The organism is Microvirga thermotolerans (genome assembly GCF_009363855.1).
In the GTDB taxonomy this organism is placed as follows: Bacteria; Pseudomonadota; Alphaproteobacteria; order Rhizobiales; family Beijerinckiaceae; genus Microvirga; species Microvirga thermotolerans.
This window is the reverse complement of the sequence record NZ_CP045423.1, coordinates 2,771,951-2,790,263: the sequence shown is the minus strand read 5'-3', so window position 1 is coordinate 2,790,263 and position 18,313 is coordinate 2,771,951. Positions and strand designations below refer to the sequence as shown.

Genomic DNA, 18,313 nt, shown 5'->3' with positions numbered 1-18,313 from the left:
CGGCGACCGGCCCCCGGCATCACGGCATCGCGAAACGCCGGGAGGACCGCGGGGCGCCGTCCGATGCCGCGTCGGGCGCGAGGGCCGTGCTCGGCTTCTGCGCGGGAGCGGAGCGGGCCGCCGCAGACTGGAAGAGCGCGCCGATGGTGCCCAGCACCTCGTAGGAGCGGCGCGACAGGGTCCCGGCGAGATAGGCCTGCTGGGCCGCCTCGTCCTGCGGGCTGCGGTTCGCGGCGACCTTGGGGCTGCCCACCGGCTCGAGGCCCGGGATCGGGCGGATCTCGAGGTTCTGGTGGGCGAAGGACATCACCTGCTGCCAGGTCATGGCGGGCAGTGTGCCGCCGGTCATGTTGTTCATCGGGCTGTGGTCGTCGTTGCCGTACCACACGCTCGCCACTAGGTTGCCCGTGTAGCCGACGAACCAGGCGTCGCGATAGCCGTTTGTGGTGCCGGTCTTGCCGGCGACGCGGATGCCGTCGAGAGCGGCGCGCTTTCCTGTTCCTTCCTCCACCACCTTGTTGAGCATGAAGTTCATGGCGTTGACCACGCGCGGCTCGAGCACCTGCGGCTGGGGCGTGTCGGTGGAATGGCGGTAGATCACCTCGCCCTGCGAGTTGCGCACCTCCCAGGCCGCGTAGGGCGGCGCCTTGCGCCCGCCATTGGCGAAGACCGCATAGGAGGAGGCCATGTCGATCACCGTCACCTCGGCGGCGCCGATGGGCAGCGAGCTCGAATCGGCGAGCGGATGGGTGAGCCCCATCTTCCCGGCCATCTCGATGATCCTGGCGCGGCCGGCCTTGGCGTTGCCCTTGCCGATCTGGAGCGACATCCACACTGGGATGGAGTTGATGGAGCGCGCGAGCGCCGAGACGAGGGGCATGCTCCCCGAGAACGAACGGCCGTAGTTCTGCGGGCACCAGTTTCCGAGGCAGATCGGCTTGTCGACCACGGTGGAGGAGGGAGTGAGCTTGGGATCGACGGTGAGCGCCGTGGCATAGACGAAGGGCTTGAACGAGGAGCCCGGCTGGCGCAGGGCGTCCGTCGCGCGGTTGAACTGGCTCTGGCCGTAGTCCCGGCCGCCGACGATGGCGCGCACGGCCCCGTCCACGTCCATCACGACCATGGCGCCCTGGCCCGCCCTGTATTCGCGTCCGTGCTGGCGGAGCATGGTCTCGAGAACCTCCTCCGCATGGGCCTGGAGGGCGGTGTCGAGCGGGGTCTTGACCGTGAGGACCCGGTCGTTGCCGAACTTCTTCTGGGCCGCGAGCTGCTTCACCTGCTCGAAGGCCCAGTCGAGGTAGAAGTCCGGCGTGGTCTCGCGGCTGCGGTTCACCGGGGTCGCCGGGTTGCGCAGGGCGGTCTGGATCTGGCCCTCGGTGAGGAAGCCCGCCTCCACCATGTTGTGCAGCACGTCGGCGGCGCGGGCGCGGGCGGCGGGCAGGTTGATGTGGGGCGCGTACTTGGTCGGAGCCTTGAACAGCCCGGCGAGCATGGCCGCCTCGGCGAGGGTCACGTCCTTGGCCGACTTGCCGAAGTAGTAGTCCGCCGCGGCCACCACCCCGTGCGCGCCGCCGCCCATGTAGGCGCGGTCGAGATAGAGCTTGAGGATCTGGTCCTTGGTGAGGTGGAACTCGAGCCAGACGGCGAGGAAGGCTTCCTTGATCTTGCGCTCCAGGGAGCGCTCGTTGGTGAGAAACAGGTTCTTGGCGAGCTGCTGGGTGATGGAGGAGCCGCCCTGCACGACGCCCCCGCCCTGCGCGTTGACGAGGAGGGCGCGGAAGGTGCCGATGGGATCGATGCCCCAGTGCTCGTAGAAGCGGCGATCCTCCGTGGCGAGGGCCGCCTTCACGAGATAGTCCGGAAAGTCCTCCAGCCTGTAGGAATCGTCGAGCCGGATGCCGCGGCGGCCGACCTCCTGGCCGTAGCGGTCGAGGAAGGTGACGGCGAGGTCCTGGGTCTTGAGCCAGTCCTCCTCGGTCTCCCGGAAGGCGGGGAGGGCGAGCGCGAGCATGACCACGCCTCCGGCAAGCCCGAGGGTGGTCGCCTCGCTGGTCAGGTCCAGGATGACCCGGGGAGCGCCGCGAAACCGCAGGCACTTGGCCCAGTCGGAATAGGCTTCCCAGCCCCGCGCGAGCCTCTGCCCGCCCTGGTAGAGGGTCGTGTTCAGCCACGCGTCGAAGGCCAGGGCCGCGCGCTTGATCTTTGTCCTGAACGGCGTACGGGGTTGCGGGCGCACGGAAAGATCCTTCGGGGCAGGTTGGCCGACCTGTTGGGCTCGGTGGTTCTCGTCTTCTCCGGCGGCGCGGGGGTGCCGCCGAGGCTCGTATTAACAACTCACGAAGAGGCTTGACGGTTCATAAGGATCTGCCCCCTTCCCGGGGAGGGCCGGAATCCGGCGATCCCCGTCTCCCTGAAAGTGCCGTAAAGAAAGGATTGAGACGTCTTTATGGATACCACAGCGACCGCAACGTTAAAGCCTGAAGATTTGCCCTTCTGGCAAGTAAAGTCCTTGGAGGCCATGTCCTCCGAGGAATGGGAGAGCCTGTGCGACGGCTGCGGGCGCTGCTGCCTCGTCAAGCTCGAGGACGAGGACACGGGAGAGGTGCTCTACACCGACGTGGGCTGCACCCTGCTCGATGCGACGGCTTGCCGCTGCCGCGACTATCCCAACCGGCAGGCCAAGGTGGCCGACTGTGTCCGCCTGACGCCGGAGGCGGTGCGTGGCCTGTCCTGGCTCCCCGCCACCTGCGCCTACCGGCTCCTGGCGGAGGGGCGGGGCCTCTACTGGTGGCACCCCCTCGTTTCCGGGGACCCGGAGACCGTCCATGCGGCGGGAATCTCCGTGCGCGACCGGGTCGCCGGACCGGAGGAGGACTTCACCCTCCGGGAGCTCCTGGAGCGCCTCGTCGACTGGCCGTCCGAGGACCCGGCCTGATGGCCGCGGCCGGCCGGCTTCCGAGGCATGCACCGGCCGGCGAAAGAATGGGCGTTGTATGCGCGTCGCAGGATTGACTTTGTCTGCGGAAAATCCCAACGTGTCGTCGTGCCACTCGAAGAGGAGGCTACGACAATGACTCCACCGAAGAAGTCTTCATGATGGGTCGTCGTGCCGGATGCGGCCTGACAGCCGCCGCGCGGTGGCCCTGAACCTCGCGACAATTCGTTTCTACTTGCCGGATATTTCCGGACGAACCATTTCTTCTCGGCACGCGCTTCGCGTCGCCTCTCAAGGAGCCGCTTCTTAACCATAGGAGGGCTCCTTTTGCATGGGACGCCGCGGAAGCGGCCGACGCGAGCCTTCATGCGCCTTCCTGCGGGGACGGAGGTGCCTCAGCGTCTCCGGCCTTCCTCTCTTCTCCCGGAACGGACGTCGCCTCGCCCAGCACCTCGCGCACGTACAGCTTCTTCACGAGAACGTAGAGCACCACGAGCAGCGGGAAGCCGAGCATGAGCCCGAGCGTGCCGAACACCACGCCGCCCATGACGATGCCGAAGAGGGCGAGGGCCGGGGGAATGCTGACGATCCGCCGCTGCGCGAGGGGCAGGATGAGGTTCCCCTCGACCTGCTGCACGAACAGTACCGCCACGAAGGTCCAGATCACCGTGTCCGTGCCGAGGGTGAAGGAGATCAGGATCGCGGGGAGGGCGCCGAGAACGGGGCCGAGGAACGGAATGAAGTCGAGGATCCCGGCGATGAGCCCAAGCGCGTAGGGCGAGGGCAGCCCGATGAGCCAGAATGCGAAGGCCGACAGCACGCCGACCGCGAACATGGACATCGTCTGCGCCACCAGCCACAGCCGCAGGGCGTGGCCGCAGGCCTCGAGCGCGCTCTCGATGCGCCGGTGCTGATCGATGGGAAAGAGCTGAACGAAGCCTCGCACGTAAAGATGCGGCGAGGCGGCGATGTAGAGTCCCGCGATCACGACGAGCACCGCATCCGCGAGGCCGCCGAGAAGGGTGCCGCCGATGCCGGCGATCCGCTGCGCGAGGCCGCTGCTCGGAATCTCGCTCACGATCTCCGACAGGCTGTCGGAGATCGGGCCGATGCCGACCTTGCGCCCGAAGGCGTCGAGGGCGACGGGCAGCTGCTCCGCGACATTGCTGAACTGCGCCCGGATGTTGGAGCCGAACAGGTAGGCGATGCCCAGGAACGCGGCGAGGAGCAGGACGCCCGACACCGTGAGGCTCCATTGCCGGGAGACGCGGAGATAGCGCGCAAGCGCATCCGCCAGGGCGTGGAGGATGAGCGCCACCAGGATCGAGCCGAAGGCGAGGAGCAGGACCCCGGACAGCTGCCACAGGAGCAGGACGAAGACCGCCAGGCCGATGAGAATCAGGGTCTTGCGGACGAATTCCTTGTCGCTCAGGCGCACCTCGGTCGGGGAAGAGGGGTCGTTCATCGCGGTCCTTCCGGTCTGTCCTGACAATCGGGACCGGACGGCCAAGTTCCCTCCGGGCTCCCGCCCCAACCCTCGTTCATGGCAGACTTGGCGAAATCCGGCTTGGCGCATCGTGCGGACTCCGGCGCCGCCTTCGACGATGCGTTCCCCACGGAGGGAGCCTCCAATAGATCCCAAAAGTGGCATCCCCTTTTGGGTCCGATGCTCCAGAGCGGTGCCGCCCGGCAGGAGGAACAGAAGTCGAAGGCGCGAGTTCTCAAGAACAGGAGGCACTCGATATGACGTCCGGCGTCGTCTGTTTCTTGCTCGGAACCGTATTTCCACTTGCCGCAGTGGGTTGGCTTCTTTTGCAGAGCTGACGGGATCGGCTCCATTCCAAGGAGAATTCCCGTAGCGATGCCGGTTGTCCTTGCCGAATTCGAGCGGTTGGGCCGAAGAAATCCGGGTTCTTTCAGGAGTTCGAGGGCGGCGGCATTCGCCTGATCAGTTCCTCCCGCAGGGCCTTGGGAAGGTCGAGGCCCGTCAGCCGCCAGGACGTGCCGCCGAGCCGCCAGGTCAGCCGGAACTGCTCGTCCTTCGGCTTCTCCGGCGGCAGCGGCATGACGATGCTGCGGAAGCCTTGGGATTCCGAGGCGATGAAGAGATCCCAGGCGCGGCGCAGCGCGGCGGCATCGAAGGACCCGACATCCATGACCGAGAGATCCGGGGCCGCTCCCTTCGCTCCGTGCTGAGGCCAGCCCTTGGCGAGGAGATCCAGGATGGTCTGGGGCGTGACGAGAGTCTCGATGTAAGGGTCGAACACGGCCGCGCCCGCCCGGGCGGCGGCATTCGGCTCGATCCCGCCGATTTCCTGCCCGTCCGGCGTCTTCAGGTATTCGCCGAGGATCTGCCGCGAGAACGACACCCGCAGGGCATGGACATTGATGCGACGCTCGACCCGCGCCATGTCCTTCGCCTCGACCGCCCTCGCCAGGTCGTAGAGGGCGACGAAGGGCGACACCATGAAGATCAGCCATGCCAGGAAGAGCAGGAAGGTGACGCGCAGCGTCCAGATCATAGCGTTCGCCCGTATCCCGGTTTCCTCATGGGGTGGCTCGCAGGCTCGATGCGAACCGGCCGCCCGGAGAGATAAAGCCGGACGGCCAAGAAAAAAGGGCGGCCCGGAGGCCGCCCTTCCCATCACGAGTTCGTGAGATCCTTACCCGCGGGCGCGGGCGCGGATCATGAACGTGTCGTAGGAATACTCGGCCACTTGGAACCAGAGGTACTCCTCGTTGCGGAAATTACGAACGCTCTCGTAGACCTTCTTGAAGTCCGGGTTCTTCGCCGAGACCTCCTCGTAGACCTCGTTCGCAGCCTTGTAGGCCGCCTCGAGAATCTCCTGCGAGAAGGGACGCAGCTGCGTGCCGGCGCCCAGCAGGCGACGAAGCGCCGCCGGGTTGCGGGCGTCGTACTTGGCCAGCATGTCCGCGTTGGCATAGCCCGCGGCCGCGGTGAGGATCGCCTGGTAGGCCTTCGGCAGTTCCTTCCACTTGGCCTGGTTGATGAACAGGTGGATGGCCGGGCCGCCCTCCCAGAAACCGGGATAGTAGTAGTAGGGCGCGACCTTGGCGAAGCCGAGCTTCTCGTCGTCGTAGGGGCCGACCCACTCGGCGGCGTCGATGGTGCCGCGCTCGAGCGCCGGATAGATGTCGCCGCCGGGGATCTGCTGCGGCACGACGCCGAGTTTCGCCATGACCATGCCGGCGAGGCCGGCGATGCGCATCTTCAGGCCGTTCAGGTCCTGGGGCGTCTTGATCTCCTTGCGGAACCAGCCGCCCATCTGCACGCCCGTGTTGCCGGCCGGCATGCCGTAGAGGTTATGCTTGGCGTAGAACTCGTTGAGGATGTCGTTGCCCGTGCCGTGGTAGAGCCACGCGTTCATCTGGCGGGCATTGAGGCCGAAGGGCAGGGCCGTGCCGATGGCGAAGGTCGGGTCCTTGCCGAAATAGTAATACGAGCAGGTATGACCCATCTCGATGGTGCCGTTGCCGACCGCGTCCGCCACCTGCGGCGTGCCGACGATCTCGCCCGCCGCGAAGGGCTGGATCTGGAACTTGCCGTCCGTCGCCTCGGAAACGAACTTGGCGATCACCTCGGCGGCGCCATAGATCGTGTCGAGCGACTTCGGGAAGCCGGACTGCAGGCGCCACTTGATCTCCGGCATGGACTGGGCGATCGCCGGAGCGGCGATGGCCGTCGACGCTGCGCCCAGCGTGGCAGCCTGCAAAAACTGGCGACGTTTCATTGGTCGTTTCTCCCTGGAATCGTGACTGTGTCACTTGGACGGTATTGACAACAAAAGTCTCTCCGCCCGCAAGACCGATTCAGGGCGTTATCGACGAATGGTTGAGACGCGGTTGCCGGCCGCCGCACTTTTCGTGGGCATTCCTGCCGGAAGACGGCGTTCGACCGCGCAAACGCGGTCGCCCCGGCTCATTCGAGGGGCACGTCGACGGTGCAGACGACGCCTTCCTCCCGGAAGTCGAGATGGACGGTGCCGTTGAGCTCGCGGGCCAGCCCCTCCTCGATGAGGCGCGAGCCGAACCCTTTCTGCGCAGGCGGTCGCACGGGCGGACCGCCGCTCTCCTCCCAGCGCAGGCGCAGCCGCGACGAGGGCGGTTCGCCGGAGATCGACCACGTGACGCGCACGTGGCCGGCCGGCGCCTTCAGCGCGCCGTACTTGAGGGCGTTGGTGCACAGTTCGTGGATGGCCATGGACAGGCTCAGGGCGACGGCGGGAGGAACCCGCCGGTCGGGCCCGCAGGCGGTGATGGCTTCCGAACCCTCGGCCCGGTGCCGATAGGGCGCGAAGGCCTCGTGCACGATGTCGGACAGGTGAGCGCCCTTCCAGTTCTCGCGGGTGAGCACGTCATGTCCGCGGGCGAGCGCGAAGAGCCGGGCCTCGAAGGCCTGGCGCGCCTTCGCGAAGGGGCCGCCCGCATCCGTATCGAGGCGCGCGAAGCTCTGCGCCGCCAGGGACTGCACGGTCGCGAGGGTGTTCTTCACCCGGTGGTTCAGCTCGTTGATGAGGAGCTTGAGGTGCTCCTCCGCGTTCTTGTGGTCGGTGATGTCGATCTGCAGGCCGTCCCATACGTAGGAGCCGTTCGGGAGCCGGCGCGGCGCATCGACGATCCGCTGCCAGCGGATCTCGCCCGTCTTGGCGTGGCGGATGGGGAACTCGATGTCGAACGGCTTGCGGTCGCGGTGGGCCTCGTACTGCCGGAGCGCGATCTCCTCGCGATATTCCGGGAGGATGAGATCGAACAGCGCGAGCGGATTGTCGAGGGCCTGCTCCGCCGGGACGCCGTTGAGGCGCTCGCAGCTCGCCGAGATGTAGAGGAAGCGCCGCCCCTCGAAGCCCAGGGCGTCGTTCATCTGATAGACGACGCCGAGGGGCAGGTTGTCGGCGAGCGCGCTCAGCTGCTCCTGGCTTTCGCGCAGCACCTCCTCCGCCCGCCGCTGCGCGCTCCATTCGCTGAAGCTCACGCCGACGCCGCCCCGATAGGGGAACGCCTTGAGGGAGAAAGGGGCCGGGCGGGCCGCGGCGGAGCGTCCGTGAGGATCGGTCTCGACGAGGATGTGCTCCCCGGTCGCGAGGACCTTCTCGAAGGGCGGGCGCAGGGCCGTCGCGGTGTCGGGGAACAGGTCCCAGATCCGCCGTCCGAGCATCGCCTGCCGCGGGACGCCGTAATAGGTCTCGGCAGCTCGGTTCACGAGCATGAAGCGCCAGCCTGCGTCGAGGGCGATGAAGGGCGTGCCGATCTCCTCGAGCACGGTTGCGAGGCGCTGCTCGACCTCGGCTTCCCAGGGCTCCCACGATCCGGCCGCCGCTTCGCCCGAAGGCGTGCCGCTCAACGGGAGGACCGTCGGCGGACCGTGAACGGGAAGGGGATCGGGAGGAGGCATGGGACGGGGAGGGGCGGCGCTCATGATGCTTGAGTTTATAACGTTGCATCGAAACTGTGCAAGAACGCGCTGGCGAGGACCTCGTACGGGCTTCCCAGCCCTGGAACCGGAAGGCGTGAAATTCGTTTTCCGAACGCGCTCAGTTGAAGGCTTCGGTCGCGCAGACCAGCGCGAAGAGCGCGACGACGGCGCCGAGTTCGGCCGCGCCTCTCAGGACGACCGCCGTATCGCCGGTGAGGTAGGTGAGAACGCCGATAACAAGCGCGACAATGCCAGCCCAGGTAAGCATGGGCTTTCTCCCCGAAAGATCCTTGGTCCCGCCGATAAACACCCCATACCAAAAGAAGTTCCTAACGTCGAAAAATTTTTCAGGGCCGCATCCGCTTTTCTTCGCAGGAGCGATCGCCCATCCTTTCGGGGCTCCATCCCGCCGCCGGTGCTTCCATGCGCTCCCTTGTCGACGAGACGGTTTCCGACCTCCCCGCGCCGCCGCCGCATCTTCTCGACGAGGCGCGGCTCCCGCCCGCGACGCCGGAGCGGCATGCGCGATTCCTGAATGCCATCGACGCGTTCCGCCTCGTCGAGGCGAGGGCGCCCCGCGCGACGAAGGCATGGCCGCGCCGGCTGCGGGTCGCAGCCTTCAATGCGCAGCGCCTGAAGAGGCCCGACGCGGCGCGTGCGCTCCTCGACAGGGCGGCAGCCGATGTGGCGCTGCTGAGTGAGGTCGACCTCGGCATGGCGCGTTCCGGCAACGGGCATCCCCTGCGCCGGATGATCGGGACGGCCGATCTCGGCTATCTCTACGGCGTCGAATTCGTGGAACTGGATCTCGGCGACCCGACGGAGATCCGCCGCCATGCGGGCGAACGGAACGAGCGGAGCCTGCACGGCAATGCCGTCGTCAGCGGGCTTGCTCTCGCCGACGCGTGCGTGATCCCGCTCGAGGAGAGCGGGTTCTGGTTTCCGGGACGCCAGGGCGCCCAGCGGCGGATCGGCGGCCGGATCGCGGTGGCGGCCCGCCTGGCGCATGCGCCGAAGCCCCTGTGGATCGCCGGCCTGCATCTGGAGAGCAAGACGGATCCGGCGGACCGGCGCGACCAGGTCCGGGCGCTGCTCCGGGCGGTGGATCGCATCGGCCCCCGCGACGCCTGGATCCTCGGCGGCGACTTCAACACGAAGGAGCTGCCGCGGGACCCCGAGGGGCTTCGCCGGCTGCTCGACGAGCCCGGTCGCTTCGAGCCTCTCTTCGACGATCTCGCGGCTGCCGGCTTCTCCTGGGCCTCGGCGAACCTGCCCGTGCCGACGCAGCGCACCGGCCCCCAGGGCCGGCCCTCTCCGCCCTTCGCCAAGCTCGACTGGCTCGTCGCGCGCGGCGTCGTGGCCGCCTCGCCGCAGGTGCTCCCGGCCCTCGATGCGGACGGACGGCCGATCTCCGACCACGACATGGCCGTTGCGGAGTTCTTCTTCGATTCGCCTGCGGATCGCGCCTGAGAGCGGTCCGCGAACGCGGTCGGCACGTTTCCGGGGCTGTCTGCGAAAATCAAATTGACGGTATCTAAAAACAATTGGAACATCGTCATGTTCATCATGGTTCGGGCCAATGTTATATAAGGTTAATCGACCTGAAATTACATTAAGCGACAATGTATTCGTTCGTTTTATATTTGCCTTGCGTTCCCGATACGGACGAGGAAACGTGAAATTTTATCCCGATTTCAGGGCATGGCGATACAAACGGCGAACATCGGGCGGAACGGTCTGTGCACCATCCGTCGCAACCGTGGGAGCCGTCCCGCATTGAGTCCCCGTCCGGCCGCGCCTGCCCGGCCTCTATTCCGGAGAACCTCTTCATGAGACTGTCCGTGCTGCGTTGCCTGACCCTCGTGATCGCCGCCTTGAGCCTCGGCGGCTCGCTCGCCCACCTGCTCGAGGCCCTCCCGCGCCTGACCGTATGGTCGCCGGAACTGTGGCGCGAGGCGACCGTGTTCAACGGCCAGTACAAGCTGTTCGGCGTGCTCGGCGGTCCTCTCGACGGCGGCTCGATTCTCCTCGCGGCGGCGCTCGCCTATGCGGTTCGCAAGGAGAGGCCGGATTTCCGGTTCGCGCTCGCCGGGACGATACTCTACCTCGCCGGCCTCATCGTCTGGCTCGGCGTGGTGGCCCCCGTCAATGCGGTACTCGCCACGTGGCAACCGGGCCCGATTCCCGCGGACTTCTTCGCCCTGCGCAACCGCTGGGAGACAGGCCACATCGTCATCGCGGTTCTCAAGCTCGCAGGCTTCACGGCCCTCGTCCTGTCCGCGGTCGCGGACCGGACGCAAAGGACCCGGGAGGAGGCGCGGCACCCGGACGGATTCCGCTCTCTCCGGGCCTGACGAGAGGGCCGACGGGGGGGCGCCCCGGTCGGCATGGGAAAACCAGGCTTGACAGCGGTGCGCTCTTAGAGTACAAAACGTGAACACTGACAAAGTGCGAGCGACACAGCCCCCCGTCGCCCACGTCGGTTCAGCGCCGCTCCGGCTCCGCCGGAGCGGTTTTTTGTTGGGTTCTTCATGAGCGCGACCATTGTCATTTCCGCCGAGGCGAAACGGCGGGCCTACGATCTCTACATCCATCAGCCATCCATATCCGTCCGATCCATCGCGGCCCTTCTCGGCGTCGGGGCGACCACGTTCCGGCGCCTGCGCCGCGAATGGGCCTGGCCGCCCCGGGCCGAGGCGCTGGTCGCCGCGCAGGCGGTCGGCGAGGCCGGGGAGAAGCCGGCCTCGGGCTTTGACGAGGCTTCCGTCTCTCCGTCGCAGGGGCTTCGCCAGGCGGCCCTCGCGCTGATGGCCGTCACCCGGGCGCGGATCGACGAACTCGCCCGAGAGCAGGACCGGCCGGACGCGGCCACCGACCACGACAGGGCGGCCCGCACGCTCGCGTCCTACGCCAGGACGCTGACCGCCGCGCAGGCCCTCCTGGAACAGGAAAGCAGCAGGCTCGATGACACCGAGCGATCCGATGCGGGGCCCGCCCGCTCCCTTGACGAACTCGGCGACGAACTTGCTCGCCACCTTGAGCGCCTTGTGGCGGAGGAGGAGGCTCGCGGAAGCGACGGCCTCCTGGTGTGAGCGCGACTTCGAGCGCGTGCTCCGCTACTGGCCGCTGCGCTGCCGCGCGGCGCAGCGCCCGCCGGGGCTTTCCCGTCTGCACGACCCCTGGACCGTCTGGCTCCTGCTCGGCGGACGCGGCGCGGGCAAGACCCGCGCGGGGGCGGAATGGGTGCGGGGCATCGCCCTGGGCGAGCCCGGCTTCGCGCAGCCGCCGCTCGGGCGGATCGCCCTCATCGGCGAGACCTTCGCGGATGCGCGCAACGTGATGGTGGAGGGGCCGGCCGGCATCCTCGCGGTGCACGGGCGCTCCGAGCGGCCGACCTGGTCGCCCTCCCTGCGCCGCCTCGAATGGCCGAACGGCGCGGTGGCGCAGGTCTTCTCGGCGGAGGATCCGGATTCCCTGCGCGGCCCGCAATTCGCGGCCGCCTGGGCGGACGAGCTCGCCAAGTGGCGGCATGCGGACGAGACCTGGGACATGCTGCAGTTCGGCCTTCGCCTGGGCGCGCACCCGCGCCAGATGGTGACGACGACGCCGCGCCCGATTCCCCTGCTCAGGCGCTTCCTCGCGGATCCTTCCGTGGCGGTGTCGCGGGCGAAGACCGCCGACAACGCGGAGAACCTCGCGCCCGCTTTCCTGGAGACCGTGGTCGGCCGCTACGCCGGCACCCGGCTCGGACGGCAGGAGCTGGACGGCGAGATCGTCGAGGACCGGCCCGACGCCCTCTGGACCCGCGAGGGGCTGGAGCTCGGGCGCTGCGAGGTGCCGCCGCCGCTGGCGCGGATCGTCGTCGCGGTCGATCCGCCCGCCACCTCGTCCCGCCGGGCGGATGCCTGCGGCATCGTCGCGGCGGGCGTGGACGAGGGAGGGACGGCCTACGTGCTGGCGGACGCGACCGCCGCCGGGCTGAAGCCGCCGCAATGGGGCGAGAAGGCGGTGGCGCTCTACCGCCGCCTCGAGGCCGATGCCCTGGTGGTGGAAACCAACCAGGGCGGCGACATGGCGCTGCAGGTGATCCGCGAGATCGACCCGGGCGCGCCTGTCGTTGGCGTGCGCGCGATGCGGGGAAAGTACCTGCGCGCCGAGCCGGTCTCCGTGCTCTACGCGCAGGGCCGGGTGCGCCATGCGGGCGTCTTCCCGGAACTGGAGGACGAATTGTGCGACTTCGGCCCCGGCGGCCTGAGCGGCGGCCGTTCCCCGGATCGCCTGGACGCCCTCGTCTGGGCGCTTACGGAACTGATGCTGCGGGAGGCGGCAGAGCCGCGGGTGCGCGTGCTGTGAGCGCGCCCCGTGGGGCGCTCACGCCCGGTCCACCGAAAGCCGTCCCGGTCCCGAAGCCATGAGGATCAGGAAGGCGCCGATCATGGAAAGGTTCTTCATCGCCTGGATCTGGTTCACGTTGCGGTCCGCGCCGGTCATGTTCCAGAAGTCGTGGAAGAACGGAATGGTGACGAGGGTGAAGAGCGCCAGGGCCAGGGAGGCCCAGCGGGTCTTCAGACCGATCGCCACGGCCAGTCCGAGGGCGACCTCCACCACGGCGGCGACCGGCGCGAGCAGCCATGCAGCCGGCAGGCCCTTCGACGCGATGTAACCGGCAGTGGCGCCAAGCGCATAGAACTTGGTGACGCCGGAGATGATGAATATCGCCGCCAGTAGAACGCGGCCGATCAACAGAAGCATGTCGCGCATGTCGCTCGGACTTTCTTTGGTTTGACCTTCGAGGTGACGCCTCCGTGAGGAGCGTGACGGAGGTGCCTCGCGAAATGTGAAGCGTCAACGCAAGTTGCGCAAACCCTTCTTTGCCCGCCTGCAGGCGGGCCGGAGTTTTTCATGTTGACGATGCTGTCCCGATGGTTCCGTTCCCCGCCCGAGGCCAAGGCCTCGCGCGTGCCGTCCTCCGTCGCGTTCTACGTGGCCGGCCAGGCCGTGTGGACGCCGCGGGATTACGCGGCGCTCGCCCGCGAGGGGTTCCAGAAGAACGCCGTGGTGCACCGGGCCGTGCGGCTCGTCTCCGAGGCGGCCGCCTCGCTCCCGCTCGTCCTCAAGGTGCGGGGAGGGGAGGTGACGGAGCACCCGGTCCTCGACCTTCTCGCCCATCCCAACGGGCGCGAGGGAGGGCAGCGCTTCCTGGAGAGCGTCTTCGGCCATCTCCTGGTGTCGGGCAACGCCTATGTGGAGGCGGTGAGCGTCGACGGCGCGCCGCGCGAGCTCTACGCCCTGCGCCCCGACCGCATGCGCGTGGTGCCGGGACCGGACGGATGGGCGGCGGCCTATGACTACACGGTGGGCGCGCGGACGATCCGGTTCGCGCAAGGGTCCGATCCCGTGCCGCCGGTCCTGCATCTCACCCTGTTCCATCCGGCGGACGACCATTACGGCCTCTCGCCCATGGAGGCGGCGGCGACCGCGCTGGACATCCACAACGCGGCGGGCGCGTGGAACAAGGCGCTTCTCGACAACGCGGCGCGCCCCTCGGGCGCCCTCGTGGTCGGCGGCGGCGTGCTCACCGAGGCGCAGTTCTCCCGCCTCAAGGAGGAACTCGCGGAAAACTACCAGGGCGCCGGCAATGCGGGCCGTCCCCTGCTCCTCGAAGGCGGGCTCGACTGGAAGCCCCTGTCGCTGTCGCCGAAGGACATGGACTTCGTGGAGGCGAAGGCCGCCGCCGCCCGCGAGATCGCGCTCGCCTTCGGCGTGCCGCCGCTGCTGCTCGGGCTGCCGGGGGACAACACCCATGCCAACTACGCGGAGGCGAACCGCGCCTTCTACCGCCAGACGGTCATCCCGCTGGCGAGGCGCACCGCCCAGGCCGTCGCCCAGTGGCTCGCGCCCGCCTTCGGCGAGCCGCTCGTTCTCGAACCCGACCTCGACGCCATCGAGGCGCTGGCGAGCGAGCGCGAAAGCCTCTGGCGCCGCGTCTCCGCCGCGACGTTCCTCACCGACGACGAGAGACGCGAGGCGGTGGGGTACGGACGGCGCGGGCGCGGCGAGCGTGGGGTCCAAGTGCTTCAGGGAGACGGCATGGGCCGCCCTTCAAGCTGAAGATCCCGGCTGCCGGAGAAGGAGCGGCGCACCAGCCGCGCCGTGAGAAAGCCCGCCGGGATAGCGGGTGGATTCGGAGGCCGGTCCGTGCCATGACTTAAAGGATCCGCTGACCGATGCGAGCCAGCGTGGTGCGAGCGACCGGGCCAGACCTGAAGGATGGATGATGACGCAAACGACCGTTCGCCCGTTCCTGATGTTCGAAGGCGCCGCTGCCGAAGCGATGGATTTCTATCTTTCGCTGTTCCCGGACGGGAAGATCGTCAGCGCCACCTATTACGGGCCCGGTGAGGCCGGTCCGGAGGGGACCGTGAAGGTGGCGAGTTTCAGCATCGCGGGACAGACGGTCATGTGCTCGGACAGCTTCGTGAAGCACGCCTTCGGCTTCACGCCATCCTTTTCCTTCTTCGTCGACTGCACCGGCGAGGAGCAGCTGGACAGGCTCGCCTCCGCCCTGGCGGAGGGCGGCAAGGTGCTCATGCCCAAGGGCGCTTATGGTTTCAGCCGACAGTTCGCCTGGATCAGCGACCGGTTCGGCGTGTCCTGGCAGATCAACCTGCCGTAGGATCTGGCTTCAGCCGCTCGAACGGGCGGTTCCGTTCGCAACCCGGATCGGGCTCTCGCGCCGGACCCGTGATGTTGCCCGTTTCCGTCGTGGTCGGCGTGCTTCGTTCCGGCATGCCGAACCAGAAGGAATCGGCCGAAATGAAGTGCCTGCGCATCTATGCCTCTCCGGACGGCGAGTCGCATTTCGACGAAGTCGAATTGCCGACGACGAAGAGGTGGGTGCACCCCGATGCCGTGCCGTTCGACGTGACAAGCAGCTATCCGGCGTCCCGCGTCCGCATCACCCGCATCCCGGCGGGCATGCGCGAGGTTGCTTGGCATACGGTCCCGGAGCCGGTGCTGACGGTCAGACTGGATGGTTCGGTCGAATACGAGACGAGCGACGGAGAGGTGCGCCACGTCCGGGCGGGGAGCTTCGTGTTGGTGGAGGACACGCACGGCAAGGGCCACCTGTCACGCCATTCCGCGGAGGCGCAAACCGTCATCTGGATCTCGCTGCCAAAAGGCCTCGACCTGCCGCCCGCATAGTCTGTTCGGGCACGCTGCCGGTGCCGTCGTCGGGAGCACGGTTTTCACCCGTTGGAGATCTTCATGCCGTGGAACGGCTTTGCGCCGTCAGCACCGGCAGGCACTGGTTAATGGCCGCCGCCGTCCCAGCCTATATCGCTCCCTCCGCATCGCCTGCCGCGTCTCCTGACCCTCACAACGTGCAATTTCTGTCAGGAACAAACCATGAACTTGTTCGATCGCATCGCCGAGGCGGTGATCAGCCGCGGCGATCTCGCTCATCTCGCCCTGTTCGTGTGGGCGAGCGGAGCCTCCGCCCTGCTCGCGATGACCCTTCGCGACCTGTTCGCGGCGAACCGCCGCTTCGACGCCTTCGTGCGCGAGCTGTCCCTCTTCAACCGCCGTCATTCGGGAGATCCGTCATGATCCGCTCCATCGCGCGTCCCGTGCGCCAGCCGAAAGTCCCGCGCGAGGCGCAGGGGCGTGCCCCCGCGCTCGTGTTCCGCGACTTCGTGCGCCAGCTCGAAAAGCTCGATGCCGGGCGTCGCCCGTCCGCTCGCAAGGGAGCCCGCTGATGCGCCAGGCCGCCTCCATCGCGCGGGAGGTGAAGCTCGTCGCCGAGCCCCTGCGCGCCATCGACGGGGAGGGCGTCTTCGAGGGCTATGCGAGCCTGTTCGGCGTGGCCGATCTCGGCAAGGACGTGGTCATGCCGGGCGCCTTCGCCGACAGCCTGAGGAAACGCGGCGTCCCGAACATCCGCCTGCTCTGGCAGCACGATCCCTCGGAGCCCATCGGGCGCTGGCTCTCCATCGCCGAGGATCGCCGCGGCCTGAGGGTGCGCGGCAGGCTCAACCTCGCCGTGGAGCGGGCCCGCGAGATCCATGCCCTGCTCGGCGAGGGAGCGGTGGACGGCCTGTCCATCGGCTTCCGCGTCGAGCGCGCCAGGGCCGAGCGGCCCACCGGCCTGCGCCGCCTCGAGAAGCTCGACCTGTGGGAAATCTCCATCGTGACGTTCCCGATGCTGCCGGGGGCGCGCGTGGAGCGGGTGAAGCATATGCGGGAGGCGGGCGTGGGCGACCTCGCCGGACGCATCCGCTCCGCCGCATCGCGACTCTTTTCCTGAACCCGTCGGGCCGGTCGGCGTTGATGAAACGCCCGCGGAGGAGCGGAGGCTGCGGGTCACGCCCTGCGAACGGGCGGAAGAGGCATCCGCTCATTCGGGAGATTCTGCCATGAAGTCACTCGCCATCGCCGCCCTTCTCGCCCTCGCGGCCGCCGGCTGCACCACCACGCAGGAACGGGTCGGCGGCGCGGCCGTCGGCGCCGGAGTCGGCGCGGCGGCCGGTCCCGTCGGCGCGGTTGCAGGCGGCGCGGTCGGTGCCGCGACCGGTCCCGCCGTCACGCGCACGGTGCGCCGCGCGACCCGCTGATCCGGAAGGATCCCTTGAAACCCGAAAGCCCGCCCTTCCGGCGGGCTTTTTTCCATCTCTCGCAACACCAACGATTGCTCATGATGTCCATCGTCGAAACCAAATCCATTTCCGACGACGTCTCCTCCGCCTTCGAGGAGTTCGCCCGCGCCTTCGAGGCGTTCAAGGAGACCAACGATGCCCGCCTCGGCCAGATCGAGACGCGGCTCACCGGCGACGTCGTCACCGAGGAGAAGCTCGCGCGCATCGACACGGCCCTCGACGAAGCCAAGCGCCGCATCGACCGCCTGTCCCTGGAGCGCTCCCGCCCGCCGCTCGGCGGCGAAGCCGACGCTCCGCGCGACCCGTTCCTCGCGGAGCACAAGCAGGCCTTCCATGCCTATATGCGCAGCGGCGAGTCCGCCGGCCTGAAGCTGCTGGAGGAGAAGGCCCTGTCCGCGGGCAGCGGTCCCGACGGGGGCTATCTCGTGCCCGACACGGTCGAGCGCGAGGTGCTGCGCCGCCTCGCCGCCGTCTCGCCCATCCGCGCGATCGCGTCGGTGAAGGTGATCTCGGGCGGGCAGTACAAGCGGGCCTTCTCGGCCACGGGCCCGGCCTCCGGCTGGGTCGGCGAGACCGCGCCCCGTCCGCAGACGAGCGGCCCGACGCTGTCCGAGATGAGCTTCCCCGCCATGGAGCTCTACGCCATGCCCGCGGCGACCCAGACGCTCCTCGACGACGCCGTGGTCGACATCGACCGCTGGATCGCCGAGGAAGTCGAGGCCGCCTTCGCGGAGCAGGAGGGCGCCGCCTTCGTGAACGGCGACGGCGTGAACAAGCCCAAGGGCTTCCTCGCCGTCGACACGGTGGAGGACGAGATCTGGGAGTGGGGCCGCCTCGGCACCGTCCACACGGGCGGCGCGGGCTTCCCGGCGGCGAACCCCTCCGACGTCCTGGTGGAGCTCGTCTATGCGCTCAAGGCCGGCTACCGGCAGAACGCCTCCTTCGTCATGAACCGCAAGACGCAGAGCGCGATCCGCCGGTTCAAGGACGACAACGGGCAGTATCTCTGGGCGCCGCCCGCGAGCCTCGGCCAGGCCGCGACCCTGATGGGCTTCCCCGTCGTCGAGGCGGAAGACATGCCCGACATCGCGGCGAATGCCTGCGCCGTCGCCTTCGGCGACTTCCGGCGCGGTTACCTGGTGGTGGACCGGGCGGGCGTGCGCGTGCTGCGCGACCCGTACTCCGCCAAGCCCTACGTGCTGTTCTACACCACGAAGCGCGTCGGCGGCGGCGTGCAGGACTATGCGGCGATCAAGCTGCTGAAGTTCGCCGCCTGACGATGCCGCC

The 18,313-nt window shown here is 68.2% G+C and carries 20 protein-coding genes; 13 read left to right on the top strand and 7 right to left on the bottom strand.

Annotated features, from left to right (window positions below; translation table 11 throughout):
* Positions 1-19: 19 nt before the first annotated feature.
* Positions 20-2,236, bottom strand: coding sequence for a transglycosylase domain-containing protein (locus GDR74_RS13215; protein ID WP_152586737.1), 2,217 nt, complete (start codon positions 2,234-2,236; stop codon positions 20-22).
* A gap of 210 nt (positions 2,237-2,446) precedes the next feature.
* Here GDR74_RS13215 and GDR74_RS13210 point away from each other — a divergent pair, with 210 nt between their 5' ends.
* Positions 2,447-2,935, top strand: coding sequence for a YcgN family cysteine cluster protein (locus GDR74_RS13210; RefSeq protein WP_152586736.1), 489 nt, complete (start codon positions 2,447-2,449; stop codon positions 2,933-2,935).
* Between the two features lie 364 nt (positions 2,936-3,299).
* On the opposite strand, the gene GDR74_RS13205 is transcribed toward GDR74_RS13210, so the two are convergent.
* The 5 genes from GDR74_RS13205 to GDR74_RS18235 form a co-directional block, all read right to left on the bottom strand.
* Positions 3,300-4,400, bottom strand: coding sequence for an AI-2E family transporter (locus tag GDR74_RS13205; protein ID WP_194164541.1), 1,101 nt, complete (start codon positions 4,398-4,400; stop codon positions 3,300-3,302).
* A 451-nt stretch (positions 4,401-4,851) separates the two neighbouring features.
* Entirely contained in the window at positions 4,852-5,457 is a 606-nt protein-coding gene (locus GDR74_RS13200) for a DUF2939 domain-containing protein (protein WP_194164540.1), read from the bottom strand.
* Between the two features lie 141 nt (positions 5,458-5,598).
* On the bottom strand, positions 5,599-6,687 hold the full coding sequence (locus tag GDR74_RS13195) for a TRAP transporter substrate-binding protein (RefSeq protein WP_152586733.1): 1,089 nt from the start codon (positions 6,685-6,687) through the stop codon (positions 5,599-5,601).
* Positions 6,688-6,875: 188 nt separating this feature from the next.
* A complete protein-coding gene (locus tag GDR74_RS13190; RefSeq protein ID WP_194164539.1) occupies positions 6,876-8,297 on the bottom strand; it encodes a sensor histidine kinase in 1,422 nt (473 codons plus the stop codon).
* A 190-nt stretch (positions 8,298-8,487) separates the two neighbouring features.
* Positions 8,488-8,637 (bottom strand): hypothetical protein, encoded by a 150-nt coding sequence (locus GDR74_RS18235; protein WP_194164538.1) that lies wholly within the window; start codon positions 8,635-8,637, stop codon positions 8,488-8,490.
* Between the two features lie 155 nt (positions 8,638-8,792).
* Between GDR74_RS18235 and GDR74_RS18230 the strand changes: the two genes are divergently transcribed.
* The 4 genes from GDR74_RS18230 to GDR74_RS13170 all read left to right on the top strand — a co-directional run bounded on the left by GDR74_RS18230 (position 8,793) and on the right by GDR74_RS13170 (position 12,722).
* Complete coding sequence (locus GDR74_RS18230; protein WP_194164537.1) at positions 8,793-9,839, top strand: endonuclease/exonuclease/phosphatase family protein; 1,047 nt, start codon at positions 8,793-8,795, stop codon at positions 9,837-9,839.
* 359 nt (positions 9,840-10,198) lie between these two features.
* The gene (locus tag GDR74_RS13180) at positions 10,199-10,723 is read left to right on the top strand and encodes a DUF1772 domain-containing protein (protein ID WP_152586731.1); all 525 of its coding nucleotides are present in this window, start codon (positions 10,199-10,201) and stop codon (positions 10,721-10,723) included.
* A 177-nt stretch (positions 10,724-10,900) separates the two neighbouring features.
* The gene (locus GDR74_RS13175; protein ID WP_152586730.1) at positions 10,901-11,461 is read left to right on the top strand and encodes a hypothetical protein; all 561 of its coding nucleotides are present in this window, start codon (positions 10,901-10,903) and stop codon (positions 11,459-11,461) included.
* Positions 11,406-12,722: a DNA-packaging protein gene (locus GDR74_RS13170; protein ID WP_152586729.1), complete on the top strand. Its 1,317-nt coding sequence runs from the start codon at positions 11,406-11,408 to the stop codon at positions 12,720-12,722. Before GDR74_RS13175 ends, GDR74_RS13170 begins: the two co-directional genes overlap by 56 nt.
* An 18-nt stretch (positions 12,723-12,740) precedes the next feature.
* On the opposite strand, the gene GDR74_RS13165 is transcribed toward GDR74_RS13170, so the two are convergent.
* Entirely contained in the window at positions 12,741-13,130 is a 390-nt protein-coding gene (locus tag GDR74_RS13165; protein WP_152586728.1) for a DoxX family protein, read from the bottom strand.
* 141 nt (positions 13,131-13,271) lie between these two features.
* On the opposite strand from GDR74_RS13165, the gene GDR74_RS13160 reads away from it, so the two are divergent.
* From GDR74_RS13160 to GDR74_RS13130, 8 genes are all read left to right on the top strand, one after another.
* A complete protein-coding gene (locus tag GDR74_RS13160) occupies positions 13,272-14,480 on the top strand; it encodes a phage portal protein (RefSeq protein WP_152586727.1) in 1,209 nt (402 codons plus the stop codon).
* Positions 14,481-14,643: 163 nt separating this feature from the next.
* Complete coding sequence (locus tag GDR74_RS13155; protein ID WP_246179431.1) at positions 14,644-15,045, top strand: VOC family protein; 402 nt, start codon at positions 14,644-14,646, stop codon at positions 15,043-15,045.
* 140 nt (positions 15,046-15,185) lie between these two features.
* The gene (locus GDR74_RS13150) at positions 15,186-15,575 is read left to right on the top strand and encodes a cupin domain-containing protein (RefSeq protein ID WP_152587767.1); all 390 of its coding nucleotides are present in this window, start codon (positions 15,186-15,188) and stop codon (positions 15,573-15,575) included.
* Positions 15,576-15,779: 204 nt separating this feature from the next.
* Positions 15,780-15,980 carry a hypothetical protein gene (locus GDR74_RS13145; RefSeq protein WP_152586726.1) on the top strand — a complete coding sequence of 67 codons (201 nt, stop codon included), beginning with the start codon at positions 15,780-15,782 and terminating at the stop codon, positions 15,978-15,980.
* The gene (locus GDR74_RS18225; RefSeq protein WP_194164536.1) at positions 15,977-16,129 is read left to right on the top strand and encodes a hypothetical protein; all 153 of its coding nucleotides are present in this window, start codon (positions 15,977-15,979) and stop codon (positions 16,127-16,129) included. The genes GDR74_RS13145 and GDR74_RS18225 overlap by 4 nt, the downstream gene beginning before the upstream one ends.
* A complete protein-coding gene (locus tag GDR74_RS13140) occupies positions 16,129-16,677 on the top strand; it encodes an HK97 family phage prohead protease (protein WP_152586725.1) in 549 nt (182 codons plus the stop codon). The genes GDR74_RS18225 and GDR74_RS13140 overlap by 1 nt, the downstream gene beginning before the upstream one ends.
* A 109-nt stretch (positions 16,678-16,786) precedes the next feature.
* Positions 16,787-16,984, top strand: coding sequence for a hypothetical protein (locus GDR74_RS13135; RefSeq protein ID WP_152586724.1), 198 nt, complete (start codon positions 16,787-16,789; stop codon positions 16,982-16,984).
* 80 nt (positions 16,985-17,064) lie between these two features.
* Entirely contained in the window at positions 17,065-18,303 is a 1,239-nt protein-coding gene (locus tag GDR74_RS13130) for a phage major capsid protein (protein WP_152586723.1), read from the top strand.
* The last annotated feature ends 10 nt before the right edge of the window (positions 18,304-18,313 follow it).